General features: G+C 26.5%; 24 protein-coding genes and 3 pseudogenes. 19 read left to right on the forward strand and 8 right to left on the reverse strand.

From position 1 onward, the window contains the following. The 8 genes from AAHM76_RS01630 (at position 1) to AAHM76_RS01665 (ending at position 5,941) form a co-directional block, all read left to right on the forward strand. A complete protein-coding gene (locus AAHM76_RS01630) occupies positions 1 to 303 on the forward strand; it encodes a hypothetical protein (RefSeq protein WP_342256384.1) in 303 nt (100 codons plus the stop codon). After that, positions 296 to 1,255: a PBSX family phage terminase large subunit gene (locus AAHM76_RS01635; RefSeq protein WP_342256385.1), complete on the forward strand. Its 960-nt coding sequence runs from the start codon at positions 296 to 298 to the stop codon at positions 1,253 to 1,255. The genes AAHM76_RS01630 and AAHM76_RS01635 overlap by 8 nt, the downstream gene beginning before the upstream one ends. 150 nt (positions 1,256 to 1,405) lie before the next feature. After that, a complete protein-coding gene (locus AAHM76_RS01640; protein ID WP_342256386.1) occupies positions 1,406 to 1,756 on the forward strand; it encodes a hypothetical protein in 351 nt (116 codons plus the stop codon). Next, positions 1,756 to 2,034 carry a hypothetical protein gene (locus AAHM76_RS01645; RefSeq protein ID WP_342256256.1) on the forward strand — a complete coding sequence of 93 codons (279 nt, stop codon included), beginning with the start codon at positions 1,756 to 1,758 and terminating at the stop codon, positions 2,032 to 2,034. The genes AAHM76_RS01640 and AAHM76_RS01645 overlap by 1 nt, the downstream gene beginning before the upstream one ends. Continuing rightward, entirely contained in the window at positions 2,027 to 2,599 is a 573-nt protein-coding gene (locus tag AAHM76_RS01650; protein ID WP_342256387.1) for a hypothetical protein, read from the forward strand. Before AAHM76_RS01645 ends, AAHM76_RS01650 begins: the two co-directional genes overlap by 8 nt. Positions 2,600 to 2,650: 51 nt before the next feature. After that, positions 2,651 to 3,418 (forward strand): hypothetical protein, encoded by a 768-nt coding sequence (locus AAHM76_RS01655; protein ID WP_342256388.1) that lies wholly within the window; start codon positions 2,651 to 2,653, stop codon positions 3,416 to 3,418. A gap of 102 nt (positions 3,419 to 3,520) precedes the next feature. Next, positions 3,521 to 4,321 (forward strand): hypothetical protein, encoded by an 801-nt coding sequence (locus tag AAHM76_RS01660; RefSeq protein ID WP_342256389.1) that lies wholly within the window; start codon positions 3,521 to 3,523, stop codon positions 4,319 to 4,321. Positions 4,322 to 4,429: 108 nt separating this feature from the next. Continuing rightward, the gene (locus AAHM76_RS01665) at positions 4,430 to 5,941 is read left to right on the forward strand and encodes a hypothetical protein (protein WP_342256390.1); all 1,512 of its coding nucleotides are present in this window, start codon (positions 4,430 to 4,432) and stop codon (positions 5,939 to 5,941) included. An 8-nt stretch (positions 5,942 to 5,949) separates the two neighbouring features. Here the strand turns inward: AAHM76_RS01665 and AAHM76_RS01670 are convergent. Next, positions 5,950 to 7,062: pseudogene (locus AAHM76_RS01670) on the reverse strand (IS3 family transposase). Between the two features lie 272 nt (positions 7,063 to 7,334). Beyond that, positions 7,335 to 8,294, reverse strand: a complete 960-nt coding sequence (locus tag AAHM76_RS01675) for an IS1/IS1595 family N-terminal zinc-binding domain-containing protein (RefSeq protein WP_342256391.1) — start codon at positions 8,292 to 8,294, stop codon at positions 7,335 to 7,337. A 350-nt stretch (positions 8,295 to 8,644) separates the two neighbouring features. On the opposite strand from AAHM76_RS01675, the gene ptsP reads away from it, so the two are divergent. Continuing rightward, positions 8,645 to 10,378: a phosphoenolpyruvate--protein phosphotransferase gene (gene ptsP, locus AAHM76_RS01680; RefSeq protein WP_342256392.1), complete on the forward strand. Its 1,734-nt coding sequence runs from the start codon at positions 8,645 to 8,647 to the stop codon at positions 10,376 to 10,378. A gap of 56 nt (positions 10,379 to 10,434) precedes the next feature. Continuing rightward, a complete protein-coding gene (locus tag AAHM76_RS01685; protein WP_342256393.1) occupies positions 10,435 to 10,725 on the forward strand; it encodes a hypothetical protein in 291 nt (96 codons plus the stop codon). 117 nt (positions 10,726 to 10,842) lie between these two features. Here the strand turns inward: AAHM76_RS01685 and AAHM76_RS01690 are convergent, their stop codons facing one another. Continuing rightward, positions 10,843 to 11,802: an IS1/IS1595 family N-terminal zinc-binding domain-containing protein gene (locus AAHM76_RS01690; protein WP_342256394.1), complete on the reverse strand. Its 960-nt coding sequence runs from the start codon at positions 11,800 to 11,802 to the stop codon at positions 10,843 to 10,845. Between the two features lie 170 nt (positions 11,803 to 11,972). On the opposite strand from AAHM76_RS01690, the gene AAHM76_RS01695 reads away from it, so the two are divergent. Next, positions 11,973 to 12,455, forward strand: a complete 483-nt coding sequence (locus AAHM76_RS01695) for a PTS sugar transporter subunit IIA (RefSeq protein ID WP_425289446.1) — start codon at positions 11,973 to 11,975, stop codon at positions 12,453 to 12,455. 131 nt (positions 12,456 to 12,586) lie between these two features. Here AAHM76_RS01695 and AAHM76_RS08325 read toward each other — a convergent pair whose 3' ends face one another. From AAHM76_RS08325 to AAHM76_RS08330, 3 genes and pseudogenes are all read right to left on the reverse strand, one after another. Continuing rightward, positions 12,587 to 12,670 carry an IS3 family transposase gene (locus AAHM76_RS08325; protein ID WP_425289447.1) on the reverse strand — a complete coding sequence of 28 codons (84 nt, stop codon included), beginning with the start codon at positions 12,668 to 12,670 and terminating at the stop codon, positions 12,587 to 12,589. Between the two features lie 286 nt (positions 12,671 to 12,956). Continuing rightward, the gene (locus AAHM76_RS01700; RefSeq protein ID WP_342256396.1) at positions 12,957 to 13,184 is read right to left on the reverse strand and encodes a hypothetical protein; all 228 of its coding nucleotides are present in this window, start codon (positions 13,182 to 13,184) and stop codon (positions 12,957 to 12,959) included. Between the two features lie 24 nt (positions 13,185 to 13,208). Next, positions 13,209 to 13,292, reverse strand: a pseudogene (locus AAHM76_RS08330) (hypothetical protein); the annotation flags it as partial. A 120-nt stretch (positions 13,293 to 13,412) separates the two neighbouring features. Between AAHM76_RS08330 and AAHM76_RS01705 the strand changes: the two are divergent. Together AAHM76_RS01705 and AAHM76_RS01710 are read left to right on the forward strand one after the other, a co-directional pair. Further along, positions 13,413 to 14,524, forward strand: a pseudogene (locus AAHM76_RS01705) (IS3 family transposase). Between the two features lie 154 nt (positions 14,525 to 14,678). Then, entirely contained in the window at positions 14,679 to 15,320 is a 642-nt protein-coding gene (locus tag AAHM76_RS01710) for a hypothetical protein (protein WP_342256397.1), read from the forward strand. Between the two features lie 52 nt (positions 15,321 to 15,372). Here the strand turns inward: AAHM76_RS01710 and AAHM76_RS01715 are convergent, their stop codons facing one another. Next, positions 15,373 to 15,825, reverse strand: a complete 453-nt coding sequence (locus AAHM76_RS01715; RefSeq protein WP_342256398.1) for a hypothetical protein — start codon at positions 15,823 to 15,825, stop codon at positions 15,373 to 15,375. 153 nt (positions 15,826 to 15,978) lie between these two features. Here AAHM76_RS01715 and ligA point away from each other — a divergent pair, with 153 nt between their 5' ends. From ligA to AAHM76_RS01745, 6 genes are all read left to right on the forward strand, one after another. After that, on the forward strand, positions 15,979 to 17,982 hold the full coding sequence (gene ligA / locus AAHM76_RS01720) for an NAD-dependent DNA ligase LigA (RefSeq protein WP_342256399.1): 2,004 nt from the start codon (positions 15,979 to 15,981) through the stop codon (positions 17,980 to 17,982). 1 nt (position 17,983) lies between these two features. Continuing rightward, positions 17,984 to 18,277, forward strand: a complete 294-nt coding sequence (gene gatC / locus AAHM76_RS01725; protein ID WP_342256400.1) for an Asp-tRNA(Asn)/Glu-tRNA(Gln) amidotransferase subunit GatC — start codon at positions 17,984 to 17,986, stop codon at positions 18,275 to 18,277. Between the two features lies 1 nt (position 18,278). Next, on the forward strand, positions 18,279 to 19,754 hold the full coding sequence (locus AAHM76_RS01730; protein WP_342256401.1) for an amidase family protein: 1,476 nt from the start codon (positions 18,279 to 18,281) through the stop codon (positions 19,752 to 19,754). Further along, on the forward strand, positions 19,747 to 21,228 hold the full coding sequence (gene gatB, locus AAHM76_RS01735) for an Asp-tRNA(Asn)/Glu-tRNA(Gln) amidotransferase subunit GatB (protein WP_342256402.1): 1,482 nt from the start codon (positions 19,747 to 19,749) through the stop codon (positions 21,226 to 21,228). Before AAHM76_RS01730 ends, gatB begins: the two co-directional genes overlap by 8 nt. Before the next feature lie 46 nt (positions 21,229 to 21,274). Beyond that, complete coding sequence (locus tag AAHM76_RS01740) at positions 21,275 to 21,409, forward strand: hypothetical protein (protein ID WP_342256403.1); 135 nt, start codon at positions 21,275 to 21,277, stop codon at positions 21,407 to 21,409. Between the two features lie 100 nt (positions 21,410 to 21,509). Next, positions 21,510 to 22,573 (forward strand): IS3 family transposase gene (locus AAHM76_RS01745; RefSeq protein WP_342256404.1). Its coding sequence is split into 2 segments (ribosomal slippage): positions 21,510 to 21,705 and positions 21,705 to 22,573, totalling 1,065 coding nucleotides; the frame shifts between segments, so codons are not numbered across the junction. Positions 22,574 to 22,738: 165 nt separating this feature from the next. Here the strand turns inward: AAHM76_RS01745 and AAHM76_RS01750 are convergent. Next, positions 22,739 to 23,245, reverse strand: coding sequence for an IS3 family transposase (locus AAHM76_RS01750; RefSeq protein ID WP_342256405.1), 507 nt, complete (start codon positions 23,243 to 23,245; stop codon positions 22,739 to 22,741). Positions 23,246 to 23,268: the final 23 nt, after the last annotated feature.

The following is a 23,268-nucleotide window of genomic DNA, read 5'->3' on the forward strand; positions in this document are numbered from 1 at the left end:
TTGAACGATTTAACCAATAAATTCAATCTTTCTCGCAAGTGAAGACATGATACTTATGCGAGCGAAAAGATAGTTCCTTTAATTGAAAGACAAATTAATAGGATTGAAAGTGAAATAATTGAATATATGATGCGTTCACCTGATGGTGCTAAATTATATTGACAGCGTGCATTTAATTATAAATATTCACTACAAGAAAAAGAACTTGAAAAAGAATTAAACTTAAATAATCAACAACCAATAATTGTTAATTTACAAACTGATATTAGAGATATTAAAAAAGAAAGTGATAATAATGCTTAATCATTTTACTTATTTGTTAGAAACTCCTTATTGGTTATTACAAAATAGTAGTATTGGTAATAAATATCCGTTTGCTAAAAAATATGAATTAGTTAATGAAATTAATCAAATTGGAACACGATATAGTGGTAAAACTATATCAAATATTAAAATGTTTGGTGAATTATTAAAAATTAGTTTATTAATTAAACAACCAATTTGTATCATTGCTAGTATGTATTGGAGTAAAGATTTAAAAGATAGTGTATTTCAAAATATATTAAATATGTTAGATGAAAATCATATTCCTTATACTATTAATCTATCTAATTTTACTTTTACTTTATCAAATGGTAGCAAAATATATTGTAAATGTTTACATTCACCAAGTAGGAAAGAAAAATTAAAAGCCTTTGCTGATTTGAATAAATATAAATTAGTTATTGATTGAAGAGAAGAATGTGATCAATTTCAACAAAAAGACTTAAGTGATTTAGAGTTTGCTATTCGTGGTTATCAAAATAAAATAACAATTAATACCTGTAATCCCGAAAGTTTAAAAAGATATATTGTTGGTTATTGTAATGAATTATTACCTTTTAATGAAGAAATAATGCGTAGTAAATATGAACAAATTACTTATATAGAAAAATGAAATATGAAAATTATTATTCATTATTCTAGTTGAAGATTAAATTATGAATTACCACAAGAAAAAGTTAATGAACAATTAAGATTAGAACAATTAGATATTGAAAGAGCAAGAGTATGAAGTTGAGGTTTACCAGGCAATACTAGTGGGTCAATCTTTGCACGATATATTGATATTATGCAAGCAACAGATATTATTCAACCAGCTAAGTTATTAGGTGGTGTTGATATTGCGAATGCTACAAGTCCTAAGGGACATACAACAGCAGCAAGTTTCTGAATATATAATTCATTTGATAAAAAAGCATATAAAGTGGCATAATATACGCATTCAAATGCTACTCAGCAATTTAAAACTGAATTAGAACAAGTAAAAGATATTTTAGAGTTTTATAATAATCAATTAAATAAATATTTTAATTTAATACAACAAGGAATATCAATTAATGTTGATGATAGTGCATATTCAACATTGCAAAGTTTAAATCGAGAGAAATATAATTACTCTTTTGGTCAATACATGACATTTAAACCAGCACAAAAACAAAAATTTAAAATAAAACATCGTATAGAGGCATTTACTATGTTAATAAATACTAATCAATTAAAATGATTATGAGAAAAATGTCCTGTAAGTAAAACCCAATATGAATTAATTCAATGAGAAGATAAACCAGATGCCAGAGAAGAACGAATGTTGGACTTATACGATGATACATTTGATAGTGATTTTTATGCCTTACACTTTGAATTAATACCAATGGTTAAACATAATAGTTCAGCATATTATAAATTATGACAACAAAGGGAGTGAATAACTTAATGAAAAAAGATATTTATGTAATACATGATGAGCGTGTAATAAATGCAAAAAGACCTTATATGTCTGTTTGTGGACAAGTTAAAAAAATACTTTGTCAAGAATTAAAAAAAGATAATATCGCAATATGTAAATTAAATTTATATAACGAATATATTAAACAATATCAAAAAGTTAAAGTATGTGTTCAAGTTTTAGCAAATGAACCAAATTTATTAACAGTAAATATTATTAATTATGCACTTATCTTAAAATTAAAGGAGCAAAATAACAATGAATAATACTTTCCCTAGTTTACAAAACTTAAATGATATTAATAGTGTTTTAAAATTTTATAATTATGATTTAACAATTAATTTAACAAATATTATTGCTCGCCATCAAATGCGATTAGTAAATGGCAAAGATATTTTATTTAAGTCTCATCGTAAAGACATTTTAGAAAAATTAAATTGATGATATGAAACTTATAAAATAAAAGAAAAATTAGATAAAAATGAATTAACCGCAAGTTTAATGGGCAAAACTATTTTTGGTTTATTAGAAACTAGTGATGGTAATATTGATTTATGAATTAACCCTTTTAACTTTACATCACGCGTAAGCAAAATAAATGAAATTGAACAAGGTGCTGATATTTGATTAAATTATCATCAATCAGATAGTGGTTTTATTTTAAATTTAATTTGTACAAAAGATAAAATTGTTATTAAAGGTTGAACTAAAAATAATGATGTAGTTGTTGGACAAAGTAAAACACAAATTAAAGATGATGTTAAACCTGTTTTAGTACAAGAATTTAAAAACAAATTAGGCATAGTCCCTTTTTGGAAAATGATTAATTAACCTAATCCTTTATTTTTATCTACTTCAACTACATTAAACCCATGACCTACTATGGCTAATTGTTATAAATTACAATTTGATTTAGAAGATAGTTTTAATATTAAATCAAAAGAAAGATGAGCAAATCGTACGCATTGATATGGGATATTAGATGATGATTTAATGACCGCTTATAACAAAGGCAATAAAAAAGTATTACAAGATGCTTTTGATGATATTTTTATTCAGTCAGGTCAATCATCAGTAGATGGTCAATTATCACAATCTTTACAAGTAGTACAAGGTACCCCAGCTTTAGAAACATATACGGAAGATCAAAAAGCAATTATTGAACAAGTATATTTAGCATGTCATTTTTCTAGTCCATTTGGTGATAAATCAGATAATGACCAAAATAAAACACAATCATTATTAACTAAGACAAAAGACTTAGAAAAACAAGCATATTTACAAGCATATCGTAAGCAATATTATATTAAGATGTTTGATACAGTTTTAAAATATTATGGTTTATGAGATAGAAATGGTGAACGCCCCTATGGTTTTGATTTTATTAGTGCTAGTTTGGTTGACCAAATGCGACAAAATGAATTAATTACTGCTAGATTAGATAATGGCACAATGGAACCAATTAGAGCCATAACTGAATATGATAATATTGATGAATTAGAAGCAACTAAATATTTTGAAAAAGTAGAAGCATGACAAGATAAAATGCAAGCCAAAGAAATAGAACATAATAATAAATTAATGGAATATGATGAAACTGGTAATAATCAAAACGCCTTACAAGGTAGAACAGAAATAAAGGAGAATTAAAAAATTAGTAGAATTAACCCAGGAGTTATAGAAGAATTAAGAAGACAAGCCCACGATACTTTAATAGATATCAGAGAAAACATAAAAGATAACAGACATTGAATGGTATTTCCTTTTAATGTTTATAGTTCATATATTCCTGATACTGAAACAGGTTGAAAACCTAATAATGCTAAACCAAGTGATTATGGTAGTTATTCAAGAATATTTGATAACATGGAAAGTACTATTGCTCAATGGCAAAATAGTTTAAAAATAGTTCAAAAATATAAAGGTGAAGAAATAAAATTATTAAAAATTGATGATTTTAATAAACAACCAGTTAATTCAACAATCTGAGCAAATAATGAAACGCCTTTTGCGATGAAATTAAAAGATGAAAATAGCAATGTTTATTGAAAATTAATTGATGGTGAAAATATTTATGATATTAATAAAATGTTAGAATACTTAAACCAATATAAATTAAGTTATTTTATTAATAACGGTAATAAAGCGGATAACTTTTATACAAAAGAAGTTAAAGTTGGTAAACATTGAGATGCTTATATGATTGATGATAGAAGTTCAATTCAATTTGGTGAAGCCAAATTTGAACAAGTATTTACACAGCAATCAACCAAAAGACAATATACTTTATTAATTTTAGATGAAGATGTAAATAAATTAAATATTAATGATTATTATAATTTTTATACTGTATTTAATGATCGTGGTTTAAATATTGGTGGTGGTAATATAAATACTGCACCCCAAGATAGACAATGATTATATCCATCAAATGTTATTAATTATTATTCGCCATGAGATGGTAGTTTTTTATGACAAGAAATTACTTTTTCAAGTATTAATGACAAAATTAGTAATAGTGGTTTATCTGTTAGACAGTTTATTCAAACATAAGCACCAGGGGAATGCTATTGTTTTCCTAAGATAACTTATGATGAAAAGACAAATACGGCAATTATTGAATTAGATGATATTTTATTAAAAGACCAGGGTGTTAGAGCAATGGCAGTTAAATTTTATGGTAATCCGATCTTTTTTGATATTCCAGTTATTGGGCGGCCAATTATTAAAGGTCAATTTAATAAAAAAGTAATGAATTCACGCGATTTATTAATGTATAACATGTTTCCTGCTCCCCCTGATAAAATAAACACTTGTGCTTCACCCGAAGTAAGTTGATATAACATTCAAGGGATTCAACCAACTATGATAACTGGTTATAAAGATTGAAAAACAGATATGGAAAGTAGATATGATTTTTGAAAGCAAAAAAATAGTGAAGGTATTGTTATAACTGACCCTTCTACTACATCAGCAACTAATTCTACTGTTGGTAGAAATATTCATAAAGAAGATAAAGATTCTAAATTTTATTGGTCTAAAGATTGAAAAATAACACCACCAAGCAAAATAAAAGTAAATGGTGGTACAGTTGATAATATCATTAGTACCCAAGCATCATCTTATTTTAGAAGAAAAGATGAATTTGGCAATACGGTTGGATCTATTCAAATTGAATATAATAAAATGTGGGTATGTAATGTTTGAGATATTTTAAATATGAATAATTTTATTAATCGTCAAATTACAGTATTACCTTTAAACTATACACAAAAACTAGTTTTTAATCCTTTTACTATTCCGGGTGGAGTTGGTAAATTCTTAAACTTTATTTCATTTGGTATTCCATGAGGTTGAGTAATTAATCAAGATGAAAAAACTTGACCTAATTTTCAATGACTTAATGGTTTTATGAGTGCTAATATTTATAGTTTTTATAATGATGCTTTTTGGTCTGAAAACTCAAAAGGTAAAGGTTATTTACCATTTGAAATATTTAGAGAACAAGGTAATGATAAAGTTGGTGCTATTTTTGGGGCAAATGCTAATAGTTTGGGTTTTACTACTTTATTAACTGATAAATTAAAAGGTACTGTTTTAACTAAAGATGGTAAACAAACAAGTGAATTAGTTTATTCAACTTATAATTTAAAACAATTAAATCAAAAAACTAACCGAGTTTATTTAATTAATGAACAAACCAAAGCACTTGATGCTCAAACACCAGTTAGTAATAGTGAAAAAGATAATGATTGTGAATTATTACAAACACCAGATGGGACAAATTGTATTTATATTATTGATATGTTTTCAATCCAAGCACTATATAAAGGTAATTTTGAAATTATCTTTTATGCTGATAACCCATATACTAATAATGAAGAAGATTATTTACGCTTATCAGTATGAAGCTTTCGTGGTAAAACAAAAAGTACATTAAATAATTATTTACGCGATATGACAACTAATTATAAAACAAGTTTCTTATTACCACATGATTATGAATTACCAACCTTTAATTATCCTAAATATGTATTACCACCAGTTCCATATAACTATAAACCATATACAAAAGATATTATGCCTGCTGGTGTATTATTACCATTAAAAACTAAAATTACCGCACCAGTACAATGTACTAATACTAAATCTTGGAATGGCAACACTTTTTAGGACACTTTTTATATAGACATTTGTTTTCTAAAAGTAACTGGAGATAAATAATTTAAACTGCCATGAATTCGAATATTGTTATATCAATGCACAAAATCAAAAAGTTCGTATTTTAATTGTGTTAAATTTTTAAATTTTTTACCCTTAATAAATTCAGTTTTAAAAGTTTTGTAAGTTGTTTCAGCCACAGCATTATCATAAGGGCAGCCTTTATTGCTTAATGATCTTTTAATATTAAAAGTTATTAAAATTTCATCAATGATTTTATTTTTAAACTCATTACCACGATCAGTATGAAATAGAGTTATTTGATTTAATGGTCGTGTTATTTTATGAAAAGCTTGTTGAACCAGTTCGGATGTTTTATTCGGCCCAGCACTATAACCAATTATTTCACGATTAAACAAGTCAATTAATAAACAAATATAATGTCATTTAGCGCCAACTTGAACATATGTTAAATCACTAACAATAACTTCATTAGGTTTTTTTGTTGTTAAATTGACGATTTAAAATATTATTAATTTGGTCATTATTGACTGTTGTTTTATGATTATGATATTTTAATTTGGTGTATTTAGAAACAAAATTATTTTTGATCATAAAGAATCTGATTTTTCGCCGCGATAAGATGATATCTTTTCTGTTTAAAATAACTTTAATTTTGCGAGCCCCATAAATTTTGCGACTTTTATTAAAAGCACTGATAATTTCTTGTTCATAATTATTAACTTGCTTGTTAATACATTTATTAGTTTGATAATAATACGTTGATTTTGATAAACCCAAAATCTTACATATTTTTCTTACTGAATATTTTGTTTTGTTGTTATTAATTATTGTTATTTTTTGGCCATTATCAGTGCGGCTTGCTTTAAAATGTCATTTTCCATTTTCAAGTCTTTAAGTTCTTTTCGTAAAGTTATTATTTCATTTTCTTCTAGTGTGCGATTGTCTTTTGCTTTAAATGAACCAGAATTATTATAATTTTTAACTCAACTATAAATAGTTGGTTTTGGTAAATTATATTCTTGCCCTAGATTAATAACACTTTTACCATTTTTATATAGCATGACAATTTGTTTTTTAAATTCTTCAGAGTATGAAGTTTTATTTCCCATTTTTATATTCCTTCTTTCTTAATAATTTTATCTAATTTTGAAGTCTATATAATTATGGTCCTAATAATTGGAACCTATCCAGTTTTTTTAATTTTATAAAATAAAAAAATAAAATAGTTACTTAAATTTATTGTTTTTTTACAGAAAATAATGTCTTATAACAAAAAGTCTTTTTAATTTTGTAGAAAACTCTTGATGAAATAAAAAAAATCATCAATATGATAACTTTAAAAGAAAATTATATAAACTTTTAATATTGTTATTTAACTTTTTTATACGTTAAAATATAATACCGATGATTGTTGGTTTGGCGTTAAACCTTTATGCTGGTATTTTCATTTTCAGAGATTTAAATAATTTTGAATGTTCGTGAAACCTAAGCCATGATAATGAATTAAGGATTCTTTAAGATTTGATTGTAATTTACTAATTTTATTTAACTTCCGATAACTATCATCAGGATTTGTAATAGTTTTAGTTGCTAATAAAATAGAATTTGTTTGTTTTGATACTAATAAATATAATGGTTGCATGTCAGAAATAATAATTGAATTTTCTTTGATTAATTGTTTATTAATATTTTCAATAATTCACTGTTTTTGTAATCGTTTTGTGTTGGTTGATTTAACATAAATATTATTATTGCTATCAACAGCCATTTGAATACAACATTTAGTGTTGGTTGAAAATGAATCAAGATGAATTTTTCTTTTATCAAATTTATCTTTAAAATTACCTTTGCGGATTTCTTTAATAAATGTTTCATCGATTTGAATTTGGCCATTTAACGTTTTAAATTTTAATTGGGTGTTTTCTAATTGTTTTGATTTCATTATTTTTTGGCGATTATATCAAGCGGTTTTCGGTGATGTTTTAATAAAGTGGGAAATCATTTTACTAGATTGGCCTAATAATGAAATTTGAATCAATAAATTTCACTGTTCATAATTTAAATGACTTCAATACGTAAAATGATCACGAAAAGCATCAAAACTAGCACGACATTTTTTGCATAAATATTTTTGTTTTCCTTCAGGATTATGACCATTTTTAACACAATAAAAAGATTGACAATTAGGACATTTAATACCTTTATCCCTAAATTTTTGGTCAATTTCATTTAAGCATTTTTGTTTTTTAATTAATTCTGCTTCTTTTTTGACTTTTTCATGAAATTCTAAAAATTGATCATCTGTTAAACTATTTATTAATTCTTCAATTATTTTTTCCATTAATTATTCACCTCTTATATTAAAAATATACCTAATTTTAGATAGTAAGAAAAAAGTTGAGGTTTGTAAGTATAACAAACAAAATTAAATTTACTTATTAATTAAGTAATGCAAAAAAATGCTTAATATTAGGTTTTTAGTAAATTTATTTAATTTGTTTAGTTGTTTTTATTTATATTTTTTTGTAAAATCTCAACTTTTGTAATGCTATCTAATTTTAGGTATATTTTATAAATATCAAGAGTTTTCTACAAAATTAAAGAAAAGTCTAGTTAAAATGCAACAATTTTCCAGTTTTCGGTATATAATAAAAATAGTTTTAGTAGAAAGAGAAGTGATGATTTTTTATTATGTCAAAAAAAATGCGCGGGATAGGTGCTAGCAATGGAATTGCAATTGCCAAATTTTTTAAATTAGAAGAACCAAAATATGAAATTTCGAATAATACGGTTTCTGATTCAGCAAAAGAAATTAAAATACTAGAAGCAGCAATGCAAAAGGCAAATACAGATATTGAAAAACTACAAAAGATTGCCTTAGAAAAATTAGGAGCGGAAAAAGCAGCAATTTTTGAAGCACATAAGGAAATTTTGCGTGATCCAGCAATGATTGATGAAGCAAAAAATATCGTTAAGAGTAATAACAATAATGCAGCATATGCAATTCATACTGTTGCTCAAAAGTTTATTACAATGTTTGCAAGTATGGATGATCCATATTTTAAAGAGCGTGCAGCTGATGTTAAGGATGTAATTGATCGTTTAATTAAGTATATTTTAAATGTTCCGGTCTTAGATTTAGCAACTATTAATGAAGAAGTTATTATTGTTGCTGAAGATTTAACACCTTCACAAACGGCGCAGTTAAATCCTAAATTTGTTAAAGGATTTAGTTGTGACATGGGAGGGCGTACTAGTCATGCTGCAATTATGGCTCGTAGTTTAGAAATTCCAGCTGTCTTAGGATTAAAAGATATTACAAAACAAGCAAACCATCATGAAATAGTTATGATTAATGGAACAACAGGAGAAGTTATCTTAAATCCAACATCGGCGGAGATTAAAACTTGGACAACAGAAAAAGAAAAATTTTTACAATTGCAACAGGAACTGTTGGCATTTAAAGATAAACCAACAGTTTCAAAAGATGGATATCAAAAATTTGTTTTAGAAGGAAATATTGGAGCGCCAAAAGATGTTCAAGGTGTTTTGGATAATGGCGGTCAAGGAATTGGTTTATTTAGAAGTGAGTTCTTATATATGGATAATGACCATTTCCCAACTGAAGATGAGCAATATGAAGCTTATAAAGGTGTCTTAGAAGAAATGCAATGGCGCCCAGTGATTATTCGAACATTAGATATTGGTGGCGATAAAAAATTATCATATTTTAAATTCCCAGAAGAAATGAACCCATTTTTAGGATATCGTGCGATTCGCCTTTGTTTAGATAAAACAGATGTTTTTCGAACACAATTACGTGCTTTATTACGTGCTAGTGTGCATGGTAAAGTTGGTATTATGTTTCCAATGATTGCGACAGTTGATGAATTTAAAACTGCAAAAAAAATTACCTTAGAAGAAAAAGCAATTTTAATTAAAGAAGGACATAAAGTTGCAGATAATATTGAAATTGGAATGATGATGGAAATTCCAGCAGCAGCAATGTTAGCTGATCAGTTTGCAAAACACGCTGATTTCTTTTCAATTGGAACTAATGATTTAATTCAATATACAATGGCAGCTGATCGAATGAGCCAATTTGTGGCATATTTATACCAACCATATAACCCATCTGTTTTACGTTTAATTAAAACAATTATTGATGGTGCCCATAAAGAAGGAAAATGGGTTGGAATGTGCGGTGAAATGGCTGGAGATGAACAAACAATTCCGCTTTTAATGGGAATAAAATTAGATTACTTTTCAATGTCTGCCACAAGTATTTTAAATGCTCGTCGTATTATTAGCAAATTAGAAGTTTCGGCAATGGAACAATTAGTAACAGAAGCATTAGAATGTCAAACAGGTGATGAAGTTTTAGCTTTAGTTGAAAAAAGAACAAAAAATGCTTTAGAAGCCTAAATTTTTGATAAAATAACACTATATAGTGTTATTTTTTATTAAAATAGGTGGTTTAAATGATAAATCTAAATACTCACGCAATAATTGACTTTCCATTGCCAGTTTTAATTGCTTTTGTTGTTATTTTTACGGCATTATTAATTATTAGTGGATTTTGATATTGAAGACAATGGTGTAAAACACGCCATAATGCTAAAAATGATAATTTTGCAGTTAAACAGAAGACAACAATTCGGGCTGCTTTTCAAAAAAATAAGTATTTAATTTTATTTTTATTATGTTTCTTTTGCTTAATTGGTTCTGTTTTGGTCTTAGTTAAACAACTAGTTGGTTTTCCATTGTTTTAAAAATAGCACATAAATTTTTTAATTTTGTAGAAAACTCTTGATTAAATAAAAAAAATCATCAATATGATAACTTTAAAAGAAAATTATATAAACTTTTAATATTGTTATTTAACTTTTTTATACGTTAAAATATAATACCGATGATTGTTGGTTTGGCGTTAAACCTTTATGCTGGTATTTTCATTTTCAGAGATTTAAATAATTTTGAATGTTCGTGAAACCTAAGCCATGATAATGAATTAAGGATTCTTTAAGATTTGATTGTAATTTACTAATTTTATTTAACTTCCGATAACTAGCATCAGGATTTGTACTAGTTTTAGTTGCTAATAAAATAGAATTTGTTTGTTTTGCTACTAATAAATATAATGGTTGCATGTCAGAAATAATAATTGAATTTTCTTTGATTAATTGTTTATTAATATTTTCAATAATTCACTGTTTTTGTAATCGTTTTGTGTTGGTTGATTTAACATAAATATTATTATTGCTATCAACAGCCATTTGAATACAACATTTAGTGTTGGTTGAAAATGAATCAAGATGAATTTTTCTTTTATCAAATTTATCTTTAAAATTACCTTTGTGGATTTCTTTAATAAATGTTTCAACGATTTGAATTTGGCCATTTAACGTTTTAAATTTTAATTTGGTGTTTTCTAATTGTTTTGATTTCATTATTTTTTGGCGATTATATCAAGCGGTTTTCGGTGATGTTTTAATAAAGTGGGAAATCATTTTACTAGATTGGCCTAATAATGAAATTTGAATCAATAAATTTCACTGTTCATAATTTAAATGACTTCAATACGTAAAATGATCACGAAAAGCATTAAAACTAGCACGACATTTTTTGCATAAATATTTTTGTTTTCCTTCAGGATTATGACCATTTTTAACACAATAAAAAGATTGACAATTAGGACATTTAATACCTTTATCCCTAAATTTTTGATCAATTTCATTTAAGCGTTTTTGTTTTTTAATTAATTCTGCTTCTTTTTTGACTTTTTCATGAAATTCTAAAAATTGATCATCTGTTAAACTATTTATTAATTCTTCAATTATTTTTTCCATTAATTATTCACCTCTTATATTAAAAATATACCTAATTTTAGGTATATTTTATAAATATCAAGAGTTTTCTACAAAATTAAAGCAAAATTAAAGCATAAATTTAATAATTTTATAGTATACTAAAGATAGATGACAAAGTTGTCTGCTTAATGAAAAAAGGAGAAGAAAAGATGGGATTATTTAGTAAAAAACCAAAAGAACTTGAAATAATTGCCCCTGTAGATTGTGAAGTTATTGCTTTAGATAAAGTTGAAGATGAAGTATTTTCACAAAAAATGTTAGGTGAGGGTTTAGCAATTAAACCAAGTGCTGGTAATTTTATTGCTCCAATTGCTGGGAAATTAATTACCGTTTTTCCGACAGGTCATGCTTATGGAATTAAAAGTAATAATGGTGTTGAAATGTTATTACACATCGGAATGGATACAGTTTCATTAAATGGAAAAGGATTCGATATTCAAGTAAAACAAGATGATAATGTTAAACAAGGAGATTTATTATGTAATGTTGATTTAGCTGTTTTAAAAGCTGAAAATGTACCAAGTTTAGATACGCCAATTGTTTTTACGCCAGAAACAATGAGCGGTAAGACAATTAATATTGTTAAAATAGGAAATGTTAAACAAGGAGAAATTATTGCTGTTATTAAATAGGAAATAATTTTAAACTAATAAGTGATTTATAAAATAGTAGAGTGCACCCATTTTAGTAAGTACTAATAAAAAGTATTTACTATTTTTTTAATTATATCTTTTTGGAATGGCAACACTTTTTAGGACACTTTTTATATATACATTTGTTTTCTAAAAGTAACTGGAGATAAATAATTTAAACTGCCATGAATTCGAATATTGTTATATCAATGCACAAAATCAAAAAGTTAGTATTTTAATTGTGTTAAATTTTTAAATTTTTTACCCTTAATAAATTCAGTTTTAAAAGTTTTGTAAGTTGTTTCAGCCACAGCATTATCATAAGGGCAGCCTTTATTGCTTAATGATCTTTTAATATTAAAAGTTATTAAAATTTCATCAATGATTTTATTTTTAAACTCATTACCACGATCAGTATGAAATAGAGTTATTTGATTTAATGGTCGTGTTATTTTATGAAAATCTTGTTGGACCAGTTCGGCTGTTTTATTCGGCCCAGCACTATCTATAACTAATTATTTCACGATTAAACAAGTCAATTAATAAACAAATATAATGTCATTTAGCGCCAACTTGAACATATGTTAAATCAATAACAATAACTTCATTAGGTTTTTTGTTGTTAAATTGACGATTTAAAATATTATTAATTTGGTCATTATTGACTGTTGTTTTATGATTATGATATTTTAATTTGGTGTATTTAGAAACCAAATTATTTTTGATCATAAAGAATCTGATTTTTCGCCGTGATAAGATGATATCTTTTCTGTTTAAAATAACTTTAATTTTGCGAGCCCCATAAATTTTGCGACTTTTATTAAAGGCACTGATAATTTATTGTTCATAATTATTAACTTGCTTGTTAATACATTTTGGATAGGCTACAATTATTAGGACCATAATTATATAGACTTCAAAATTAGATAAAATTATTAAGAAAAAAGGAATATAAAAATGGGAAATAAAACTTCATACTCTAAAGAATTTAAAAAACAAATTGTCATGCTATATAAAAATGGTAAAAGTGTTATTAATCTAGGGCAATAATATAATTTACCAAAACCAACTATTTATAGTTGAGTTAAAAATTATAATAATTCTGGTTCATTTAAAGCAAAAGACAATCGCACACTAGAAGAAAATGAAATAATAACTTTACGAAAAGAACTTAAAGACTTGAAAATGGAAAATGACATTTTAAAGCAAGCCGCACTGATAATGGCCAAAAAATAACAATAATTAATAACAACAAAACAAAATATTCAGTAAGAAAAATATGTAAGATTTTGGGTTTATCAAAATCAACGTATTATTATCAAACTAATAAATGTATTAACAAGCAAGTTAATAATTATGAACAAGAAATTATCAGTGCCTTTAATAAAAGTCGCAAAATTTATGGGGCTCGCAAAATTAAAGTTATTTTAAACAGAAAAGATATCATCTTATCACGGCGAAAAATCAGATTCTTTATGATCAAAAATAATTTGGTTTCTAAATACACCAAATTAAAATATCATAATCATAAAACAACAGTCAATAATGACCAAATTAATAATATTTTAAATCGTCAATTTAACAACAAAAAACCTAATGAAGTTATTGTTATTGATTTAACATATGTTCAAGTTGGCGCTAAATGACATTATATTTGTTTATTAATTGACTTGTTTAATCGTGAAATAATTGGTTATAGTGCTGGGCCGAATAAAACAGCCGAACTGGTCCAACAAGATTTTCATAAAATAACACGACCATTAAATCAAATAACTCTATTTCATACTGATCGTGGTAATGAGTTTAAAAATAAAATCATTGATGAAATTTTAATAACTTTTAATATTAAAAGATCATTAAGCAATAAAGGCTGCCCTTATGATAATGCTGTGGCTGAAACAATTTACAAAACTTTTAAAACTGAATTTATTAAGGGTAAAAAATTTAAAAATTTAACACAATTAAAATACGAACTTTTTGATTTTGTGCATTGATATAACAATATTCGAATTCATGGCAGTTTAAATTATTTATCTCCAGTTACTTTTAGAAAACAAATGTATATATAAAAAGTGTCCTAAAAAGTGTTGCCATTCCATTTATTCATTATTATCAATTAATATTTTATATTCATTATTTTTGTTATTATTTATTCGTTATTGATTTAATATTAATTTATGAGATTAAAATCACGCCATTTTTTTTGTTGAATTTGGTGTTTTTATGGCATTATACTATGCTAAAAATTATTTTATTGCTCCTTCAGGTTTAAACATTACTAATAGTTATATTTTAAGTTTTTACTTTTTTGCTTCAGTTGATAATAATATTATTTTTAAATTAAATCCAAATGTTACGATTGCTAATGCTCAAGCTTTAGCAACATTATCTTGGTTTACAAATGTTTCAGTTTGATTTGTAATGACCGGAATTGATCCAAGTGATATTATTTGAAATTTACTAAATATTTTAGATGCAATGCTATTTGCTTCAATTTTTGTAACATTATTGAGTAATTTTGCTAATAAAAAAAGTAATCGTTTTTTAATTGGTACTTTATCACTCCTTGTTTTATCTGCTTCAAAATTATTAATTTATTATTTTGGATATGATTCATGGCATCAACAGAATATATTAACTGGTTTATTTTTTGTCACTTTTATTTTAATGACAATTTACACAAATGAAGAATATCGCAGTCGTAATATGCCTTGAATTATTGGCATTATTTTTGCAAGTTATATTACCTTCGAATGAGATGCATCGTATATTATGTTATTTATTATTTATGTTTCAACATGAATTAGTATGTTAAAATATAAAACTAATTTCTTAAAAGATATGGTTAAGTTTACCTTATTTTAAACATTATGTTTTATCTTTTACAACGCGCAAATAAAAAACATTTTACTAATTTTTATTTTTTTAGGATTATTTTTGTTAATGATAATTTTATCATTTTTGTTATATCGCAATTATTCACGAGTACATGATATTGAAATAATGATTTACCTAGGACAAAAAAATTATTATTTGTTGTACCAATTATTTTTACTCTAATTTCAGTAGTCATTGTTTTAATAATGGGGGAAAATAACTTAAATTTCTGAACATTATAAACAATTGCATCAGCCTTATATGTGCAGTTAGAATTGGGGCGTTGAGAACCGTGAACAAATATTGTCTTCTTAATTATTTCTTTTATATTTTTAGGCTTAGCTTTAATTTGATTATTACTTTTTGAACGAATTCCCAATTTTGTTGCAAAAACTCCAATTAATATGCTATCAATTTTAACAGTAACTTTCTTTAATCCGTTAGTTGGGCGTTTTTTAATTTTAATTTTTAATGAGCAGGCTTTGTTAAACAATGCTACGGTTTTTATTGTTGCGTTATTAGTTTCCTTAAATATTAGTGTTTATGCATTGAAAATTAAACCGTTTAAAAAATGGCATTTTAAAAAACCAACAATTCCCCCACATCATAAAAAGAACCTAAAAATAATAAAATAAAGGAGGATATTATGACTTTTGAACAAGCAAAAAAACGTAGTTTAGTGTTAAAAGAACAGTTAGAACAATGAAATTATGAATATTATGTGAATGATAACCCTAGTGTCAGTGATCAAGAATATGATCGAGCAATGCAAGAATTAATTGCAATTGAACAACAATATAGTGAATTAATTACAATTGATTCTCCAACGCAGCGTGTTTCTGGTCAAGTTAGCAAAAAATTTAATAAATATATTCATACAAGTCCAATGTTAAGTTTGGGAAACGAATTTAATTATGATGATTTAATTCATTTTGATGAACAAATTAAAGAATTGACTGGTTTGTCAGAAATTGAATATACTTGTGAATTAAAAATTGATGGATTATCAATTTCATTAGTTTATGATAATCATCTTTTAGTGATGGGAGCAACTCGTGGAGATGGTCTTACTGGTGAAGATGTTACTGTTAATATTAAACAAATTAAATCAATTCCTCTTCGAATTGATCAACCAACTTTAACTGTTCGGGGTGAAGTTTATTTATCAGTTGAAGAATTTAAGAAGATAAATGAGGAACGTGCTAAAAATGGCGAATCTGAATTTGCTAATCCTCGAAATGCAGCAGCAGGAACTTTACGACAATTAGATTCAACAATTGTTGCAAAACGAAAGTTAAATGCATTTTTATATTATTATGTTAATGCTTTGCAGGATGGAATTCAATCACAATACGAAGCATTACAAAGATTAGAACAATTGAAATTTAAAACAAATCCTGAGTATCGTTATTGTTCAAATATTGCGGCAGTGTGAGCATATATTCAAGAGTATGAACCAAAACGTCATCAATTAGGTTATGAAATTGATGGAATTGTGATTAAAGTTAATAACTTAAATTTATATAATCGCATAGGTTATACTGCTAAAAATCCAAAATGAGCAATAGCTTATAAATTTCCAGCAGAAGTTGTGGTTACAAAATTGCTTAATATTTTTCCTTCTGTTGGAAGAACAGGACGTATTACTTATAATGCTGTTCTTGAGCCAGTTCGTATTGTAGGAACAATTGTGCGAGCAGCAACATTACATAATGCTGATTTTATTACTGAGCGTGATATTCGGATTGGTGATAATGTTCAAGTTAAAAAAGCGGGGGATATTATTCCGGAAGTGATTAATTATGTTGTAGCTTGTCGCCAAAAAAATGCTAAAAAATGACAAGAGGCAACGCATTGTCCAGAATGTAATTCTTTATTAGAACGTGTTGAAGGTGAGGTTTACCAGTATTGTATTAATTCTGTTTGTCCCAAAAAAATTACTCGTGGATTAGAACATTATTGTTCACGAAATGCGATGAATATTCAAGGAATTAGTGAAAAAATTATTGAACGATTATTTAAATTAGGATATTTAAAAAGTTTTAGTGATTTATATCAATTAGAGCAATACTGAGCGGAAATTATTGAATTAGAAAATTTTGGCGAAAAATCATTTGAAAATATGATTGCTTCAATTAATAATTCAAAAAATAATTTCTTAGAGCGACTATTGTTTGCATTAGGAATTCGACATGTTGGTCAAAAAACAGCAAAATTATTAGCACGACAATTTAAAACAATTGATAATTTAGCTTCCATGAATATTGAACAATTATCAATTATTAATGATATTGGTCCAATTGTAGCAGCTAGTGTTGTTGATTATTTTGCAATTCCAGCTAATCAACAAGAACTTGCTTTACTACGCCAAAAAGGGGTTAAAATGGAGTATTATGCTACTAATCAACATTTAGCACATAAGTTTGAAAATTATCGGTTTGTGATTACCGGAGTTTTATCAAAACCACGAGAATATTTTAAAGAATTAATTGAAAGTTATGGTGGGCAAATTTCTGAAAGTGCTAGTGTAAAAACCACTTATTTACTGGCGGGGGCTGATGCTGGTAATAAATTAGTAAAAGCACAAAAATTAAATGTTAAAATTATTAATGAAGAAGAATTTAAACAATTATTAAATAAGGAGGGCTAAGATGGCACGAATTACAAAAGAAGTGTTACAAATGTTAGCGCATGATATTATGCTAGATTTACAAGACGAGGAACTAACTAATTTAAGTCAAGAATTTGATGTTATTTTAAAACAAATGGATTTAGTACAAAAAATTGATACAACTAATGTTCATTCAATGCATTTTCCATTTGATTTAACAGTTGACTATTTGCGTGAGGATGATGAGATTGATGTTGCTCCGCAAGCTGAAATTTTAGCGGCAGCACCCAAAAAAATAGATGATTATATTGTAATTAATAAGGTGGTTAAATAGAATGGCAGCTTATTCAATCAAAGAATTACATCATCTTTTAGTTACTAAAAAAATTACTCCATCGCAAATAGTTAAGGATGCTTTTACTAATTTAGGCAAATATCAGGTTTTAAATGCAACAGTGACAGAATTAAAAGCAGAAGCCACAGCTTTGGCAGCTAAATTAGACCACCTTGTTGTTCCTAAAAATAATTATTTATTTGCTTTACCATATTTTGCAAAAGATAATTTTGCAAAAAAAGGAATTAAGACAACGGCGAGTTCAAAAATTTTAGAAAATTTTATTCCAAATTATGAATCAACAGTAACTAATATTTTGAAAGAAAACAATAGTATTTTATTAGGAAAAGCAGCTTTGGATGAGTTAGGAATGGGTGGGCATGGTTTATATGCCTTAACAGGAGATGTTTTAAACCCTTGAGATTTAAGCCGGATTACTGGTGGTTCATCATCTGGTTCAGCAGCTTTAGTTGCAGCTGGTGTTGTTCCATTTGCATTAGGAACAGATACAGGTGATTCAGTACGAAAACCAGCTGGTTATTGTGGTATTGTTGGTTTTAAACCAACTTATGGTTTAATTTCACGGTATGGTGTTTTTCCTTATGCACCATCATTAGATACGGTTGGATATTTTACTCGAACTGTTGAAGACGGTGCAATTGTTTTTGATTACTTAGCACAAGAAGATCACAAGGATGCAACCTCATTAAAGAGTAAGGAACAAGGTTATTTTAAAAATTTATCATCAGAAAAAATAAAAAAACAAAAATTTGCTTATTTAAAAAATGCGCATGCGATTCTTCCGGATGAAATTAGAATTCATTTTGATCATTTATATGATGAATTAATATCCCGCGGAATTAGTGTTACAGCAATTGATTTTTCAGAAGATTTACTAAAAGCATTAATGCCAGTTTATATGGTGATTTCTTTTGCTGAAGCAGTAAGTAGTCATTCAATGCTGGATGGAATTAATTATGGGACACGAGTTGATGGGGACACTTATCAGGAAGTAATGATGAATTCACGAACTAATGGTTTTGGCCATGTTGTTAAACGTCGTTATGTTATTGGTTCGTACACTTTAACAAAAAATAACCAAACATTATTATTTTTAAAAGCGAAACGAGTACGCCGTTTAATTGTCAATGCTTTGACTACTGTTTTTGAAAAATATGACTTTTTATTATTGCCAGCTGCATCAACGATTGCCCCAAAAATTACTACTATTAAGTGTCAAATTTTAACAGAGGCAGAACTAGAAAATTATGTTGATGATTTATTAGTATTAGGTAATTTAATGGGTAATCCATCATTAACTGTTCCACTTGCTTTTGTTGATAAAATGCCAATTGGAATAAATGTTAATGCTGCTCCTTTTGCTGACCAAAAGGTCTTTAATGCTGGTTTATTAATTGAAGAGATTGTTGGAATTAAAAATAAAGTGGCACCAGAAAGGGGGAACAATCATGATTAATTTTGAGGTAGTAATTGGAATTGAAAATCATGTTGAATTAAAAACAAAGACAAAAATGTTTTCTTCTGGCGCAGTGAGTTATGGGACTAAACCCAATAGTATGGTTAATCCAATGGATGCTGGTTATCTGGGAATAATGCCAACAGTTAATAAAAAGGGGGTTGAGTTAGCATTAATTGCTTGCCAAGCACTTAATTTGACAATTGATCCAATTGTTCAATTTGATCGTAAAAATTATTATTACCCTGATTTAGCGAAAGGTTTTCAAATTACGCAGCAATATTATCCAATTGGTCAAAATGGATATTTAACTATTATTGATGAGAATAATAAACCTTTTAAAGTAGAAATTGAACGTCTGCATATTGAAGAAGATACTGCTAAACAGTTGCATGAAGAAGACCGAACGTTATTAGATTATAATCGTGCTGGAATTGGTTTAATTGAAATTGTAACTCGCCCCGTATTACGGTCAGCGTTTCAAGTTCGTCAATATTTAGAAACTTTACGTGAGATTTTAGTTTATACCAAAGTTAGTGATGCTAAAATGAATGAGGGATCATTACGATGCGATGTTAACATTTCGTTACGTCCAATTGGTGTGAAAACATTTGGTGATAAGGTTGAATTAAAAAATCTTAATTCAATTGCAAATGTTGAAAAGGCAATTGAATATGAAATTAAAAGACAAAGTGAGCTTTTATTAATGGGAAAAATAATTGAACAAGAAACACGACGATTTGATGAAAAAACAAAAACAACGGTTTTAATGCGTCATAAAACTGATGCTATTGATTATAAATATTTTTCTGAACCAAATATTTTTCCAATTAAATTGGATCCAAATTGAATGGCAAAAGTTCTTAAAAATATGCCAGAATTACCAGCTGTCAAACGCAAACGTTATTTATCAAAATTAAATTTAAAACCAGCTGATATTGAAATTATTTTACAAGATTATGCCTTAATGAATTTTTTTGAAGCAGCAATTAAGTTATCACCACATTATGAAATGATTGCTCATTATTTAATTGGTGATATTAGTGCTTATTTAAACCAAAAGGGATTAACAATAAGTGAAACAGCATTAACACCACAAAATTTAGTTGAAATGATTATGTTAATTAATCAAAATGTAATTTCAAATAAACAAGCTAAAACATTGTTACAACGAATTTTAAATGAAGATTGTGCTCCAACTAAAATTGTTGCTGAATTAGGATTAAAACAAATTAGTGACCCAGTTGAAATTAAAAAAATTATTGAACCAGTTTTTAATGCTAATATAGCAATGCTAGAACAATATGAACAACGACCAGAACGAGTAATTAAGTTTTTTATGGGTGAATTAATGAAATTAACAAAAGGACAAGTTGCCCCAGAAATTGGCCAACAAGTAGTTATTGAATTAATTACAGCGAAACAAGGGAGAAAAAAGATGGTTTTTAAAGACTGCACCCCAAAAAGTAAGTAAAATAAAAAAAGATTTTGTTAAATTTTTATAGGGGGTGCATTTTTATGTGGCAAAAAAAGGACAAAAATATAACAAATATACATCAGAATTTATAACAAAAATCATTGAGGAAATTAAACAAAAAAGTTGTTGAATAGTAGCAAAACAATATATGAATAGGCTCCAATTATTAGGACCATAATTATATAGACTTCAAAATTAGATAAAATTATTAAGAAAGAAGGAATATAAAAATGGGAAATAAAACTTCATACTCTGAATAATTTAAAAAACAAATTGTCATGCTATATAAAAATGGTAAAAGTGTTATTAATCTAGGGCAAGAATATAATTTACCAAAACCAACTATTTATAGTTGAGTTAAAAATTATAATAATTCTGGTTCATTTAAAGCAAAAGACAATCGCACACTAGAAGAAAATGAAATAATAACTTTACGAAAAGAACTTAAAGACTTGAAAATGGAAAATGACATTTTAAAGCAAGCCGCACTGATAATGGCCAAAAAATAACAATAATTAATAACAACAAAACAAAATATTCAGTAATAAAAATATGTAAGATTTTGGGTTTATCAAAATCAACGTATTATTATCAAACTAATAAATGTATTAACAAGCAAGTTAATAATTATGAACAAGAAATTATCAGTGCCTTTAATAAAAGTCGCAAAATTTATGGAGCTCGCAAAATTAAAGTTATTTTAAACAGAAAAGATATCATCTTATCGCGGCGAAAAATCAGATTATTTATGATCAAAAATAATTTGGTTTCTAAATACACCAAATTAAAATATCATAATCATAAAACAACAGTCAATAATGACCAAATTAATAATATTTTAAATCGTCAATTTAACAACAAAAAACCTAATGAAGTTATTGTTAGTGATTTAACATATGTTCAAGTTGGCGCTAAATGACATTATATTTGTTTATTAATTGACTTGTTTAATCGTGAAATAATTGGTTATAGTGCTGGGCCGAATAAAACAGCCGAACTGGTTCAACAAGCTTTTCATAAAATAACACGACCATTAAATCAAATAACTCTATTTCATACTGATCGTGGTAATGAGTTTAAAAATAAAATCATTGATGAAATTTTAATAACTTTTAATATTAAAAGATCATTAAGCAATAAAGGCTGCCCTTATGATAATGCTGTGGCTGAAACAACTTACAAAATTTTTAAAACTGAATTTATTAAGGGTAAAAAATTTAAAAATTTAACACAATTAAAATACGAACTTTTTGATTTTGTGCATTGATATAACAATATTAGAATTCATGGCAGTTTAAATTATTTATCTCCAGTTACTTTTATAAAACAAATGTCTATATAAAAAGTGTCCTAAAAAGTGTTGCCATTCCAATAATATAAATGCAAATACAGTAGAATCTTGATGAACAAATCATAAAAAAAGTAAAATTAAACAATCCTAAAGGACCTAAAATTTCTTTTGCCAAAAGAAATTTAGATGGAATGGCAAGGGTTTTTTGGACAAATTTTATGTAGAATAATAATTTCTGTATTGCAATGGTGTTAAATAATTTAGTTTGCTATGAATTCGAATATTATTGTACCAATTAATGTAATCAAATAATTCTAATTTAAACTGCTCAACGTTTTTAAATTTATTATTTTTAATAAATTCAGTTTTAAAAATTTTGTATGTTGATTCCGCAACAGTATTGTCATAAGGACAACCTGGTTTACTGTAAGATTTTTGAATCCCATTTTTAACTAACAGGTTATAAATAAGATTATTATTGAATTCACTGCCTTGATCAGTGTGAAATATTTTAATATTGCTTAATGAAAATTGAAGTTTATTAAAGCTGCTTTCAACTAATTTGGCATTTTTGTGTAAACTAACATCATAACCAATAATTTCTCGATTAAATAAATCAACTAAGAAACAGACATAATATCATTTGTTACTAATAAAAACATAGGTTAAATCACTGACAACAACTTCATGTAGTTTATAACTATCAAAATCTTGATTTAACAAATTGTTATATTTATATGTAACAT

The sequence above is a fragment of the Spiroplasma endosymbiont of Poecilobothrus nobilitatus genome (assembly GCF_964030655.1).
Lineage (GTDB): Bacteria > Bacillota_I > Bacilli_A > Mycoplasmatales > Mycoplasmataceae > Spiroplasma.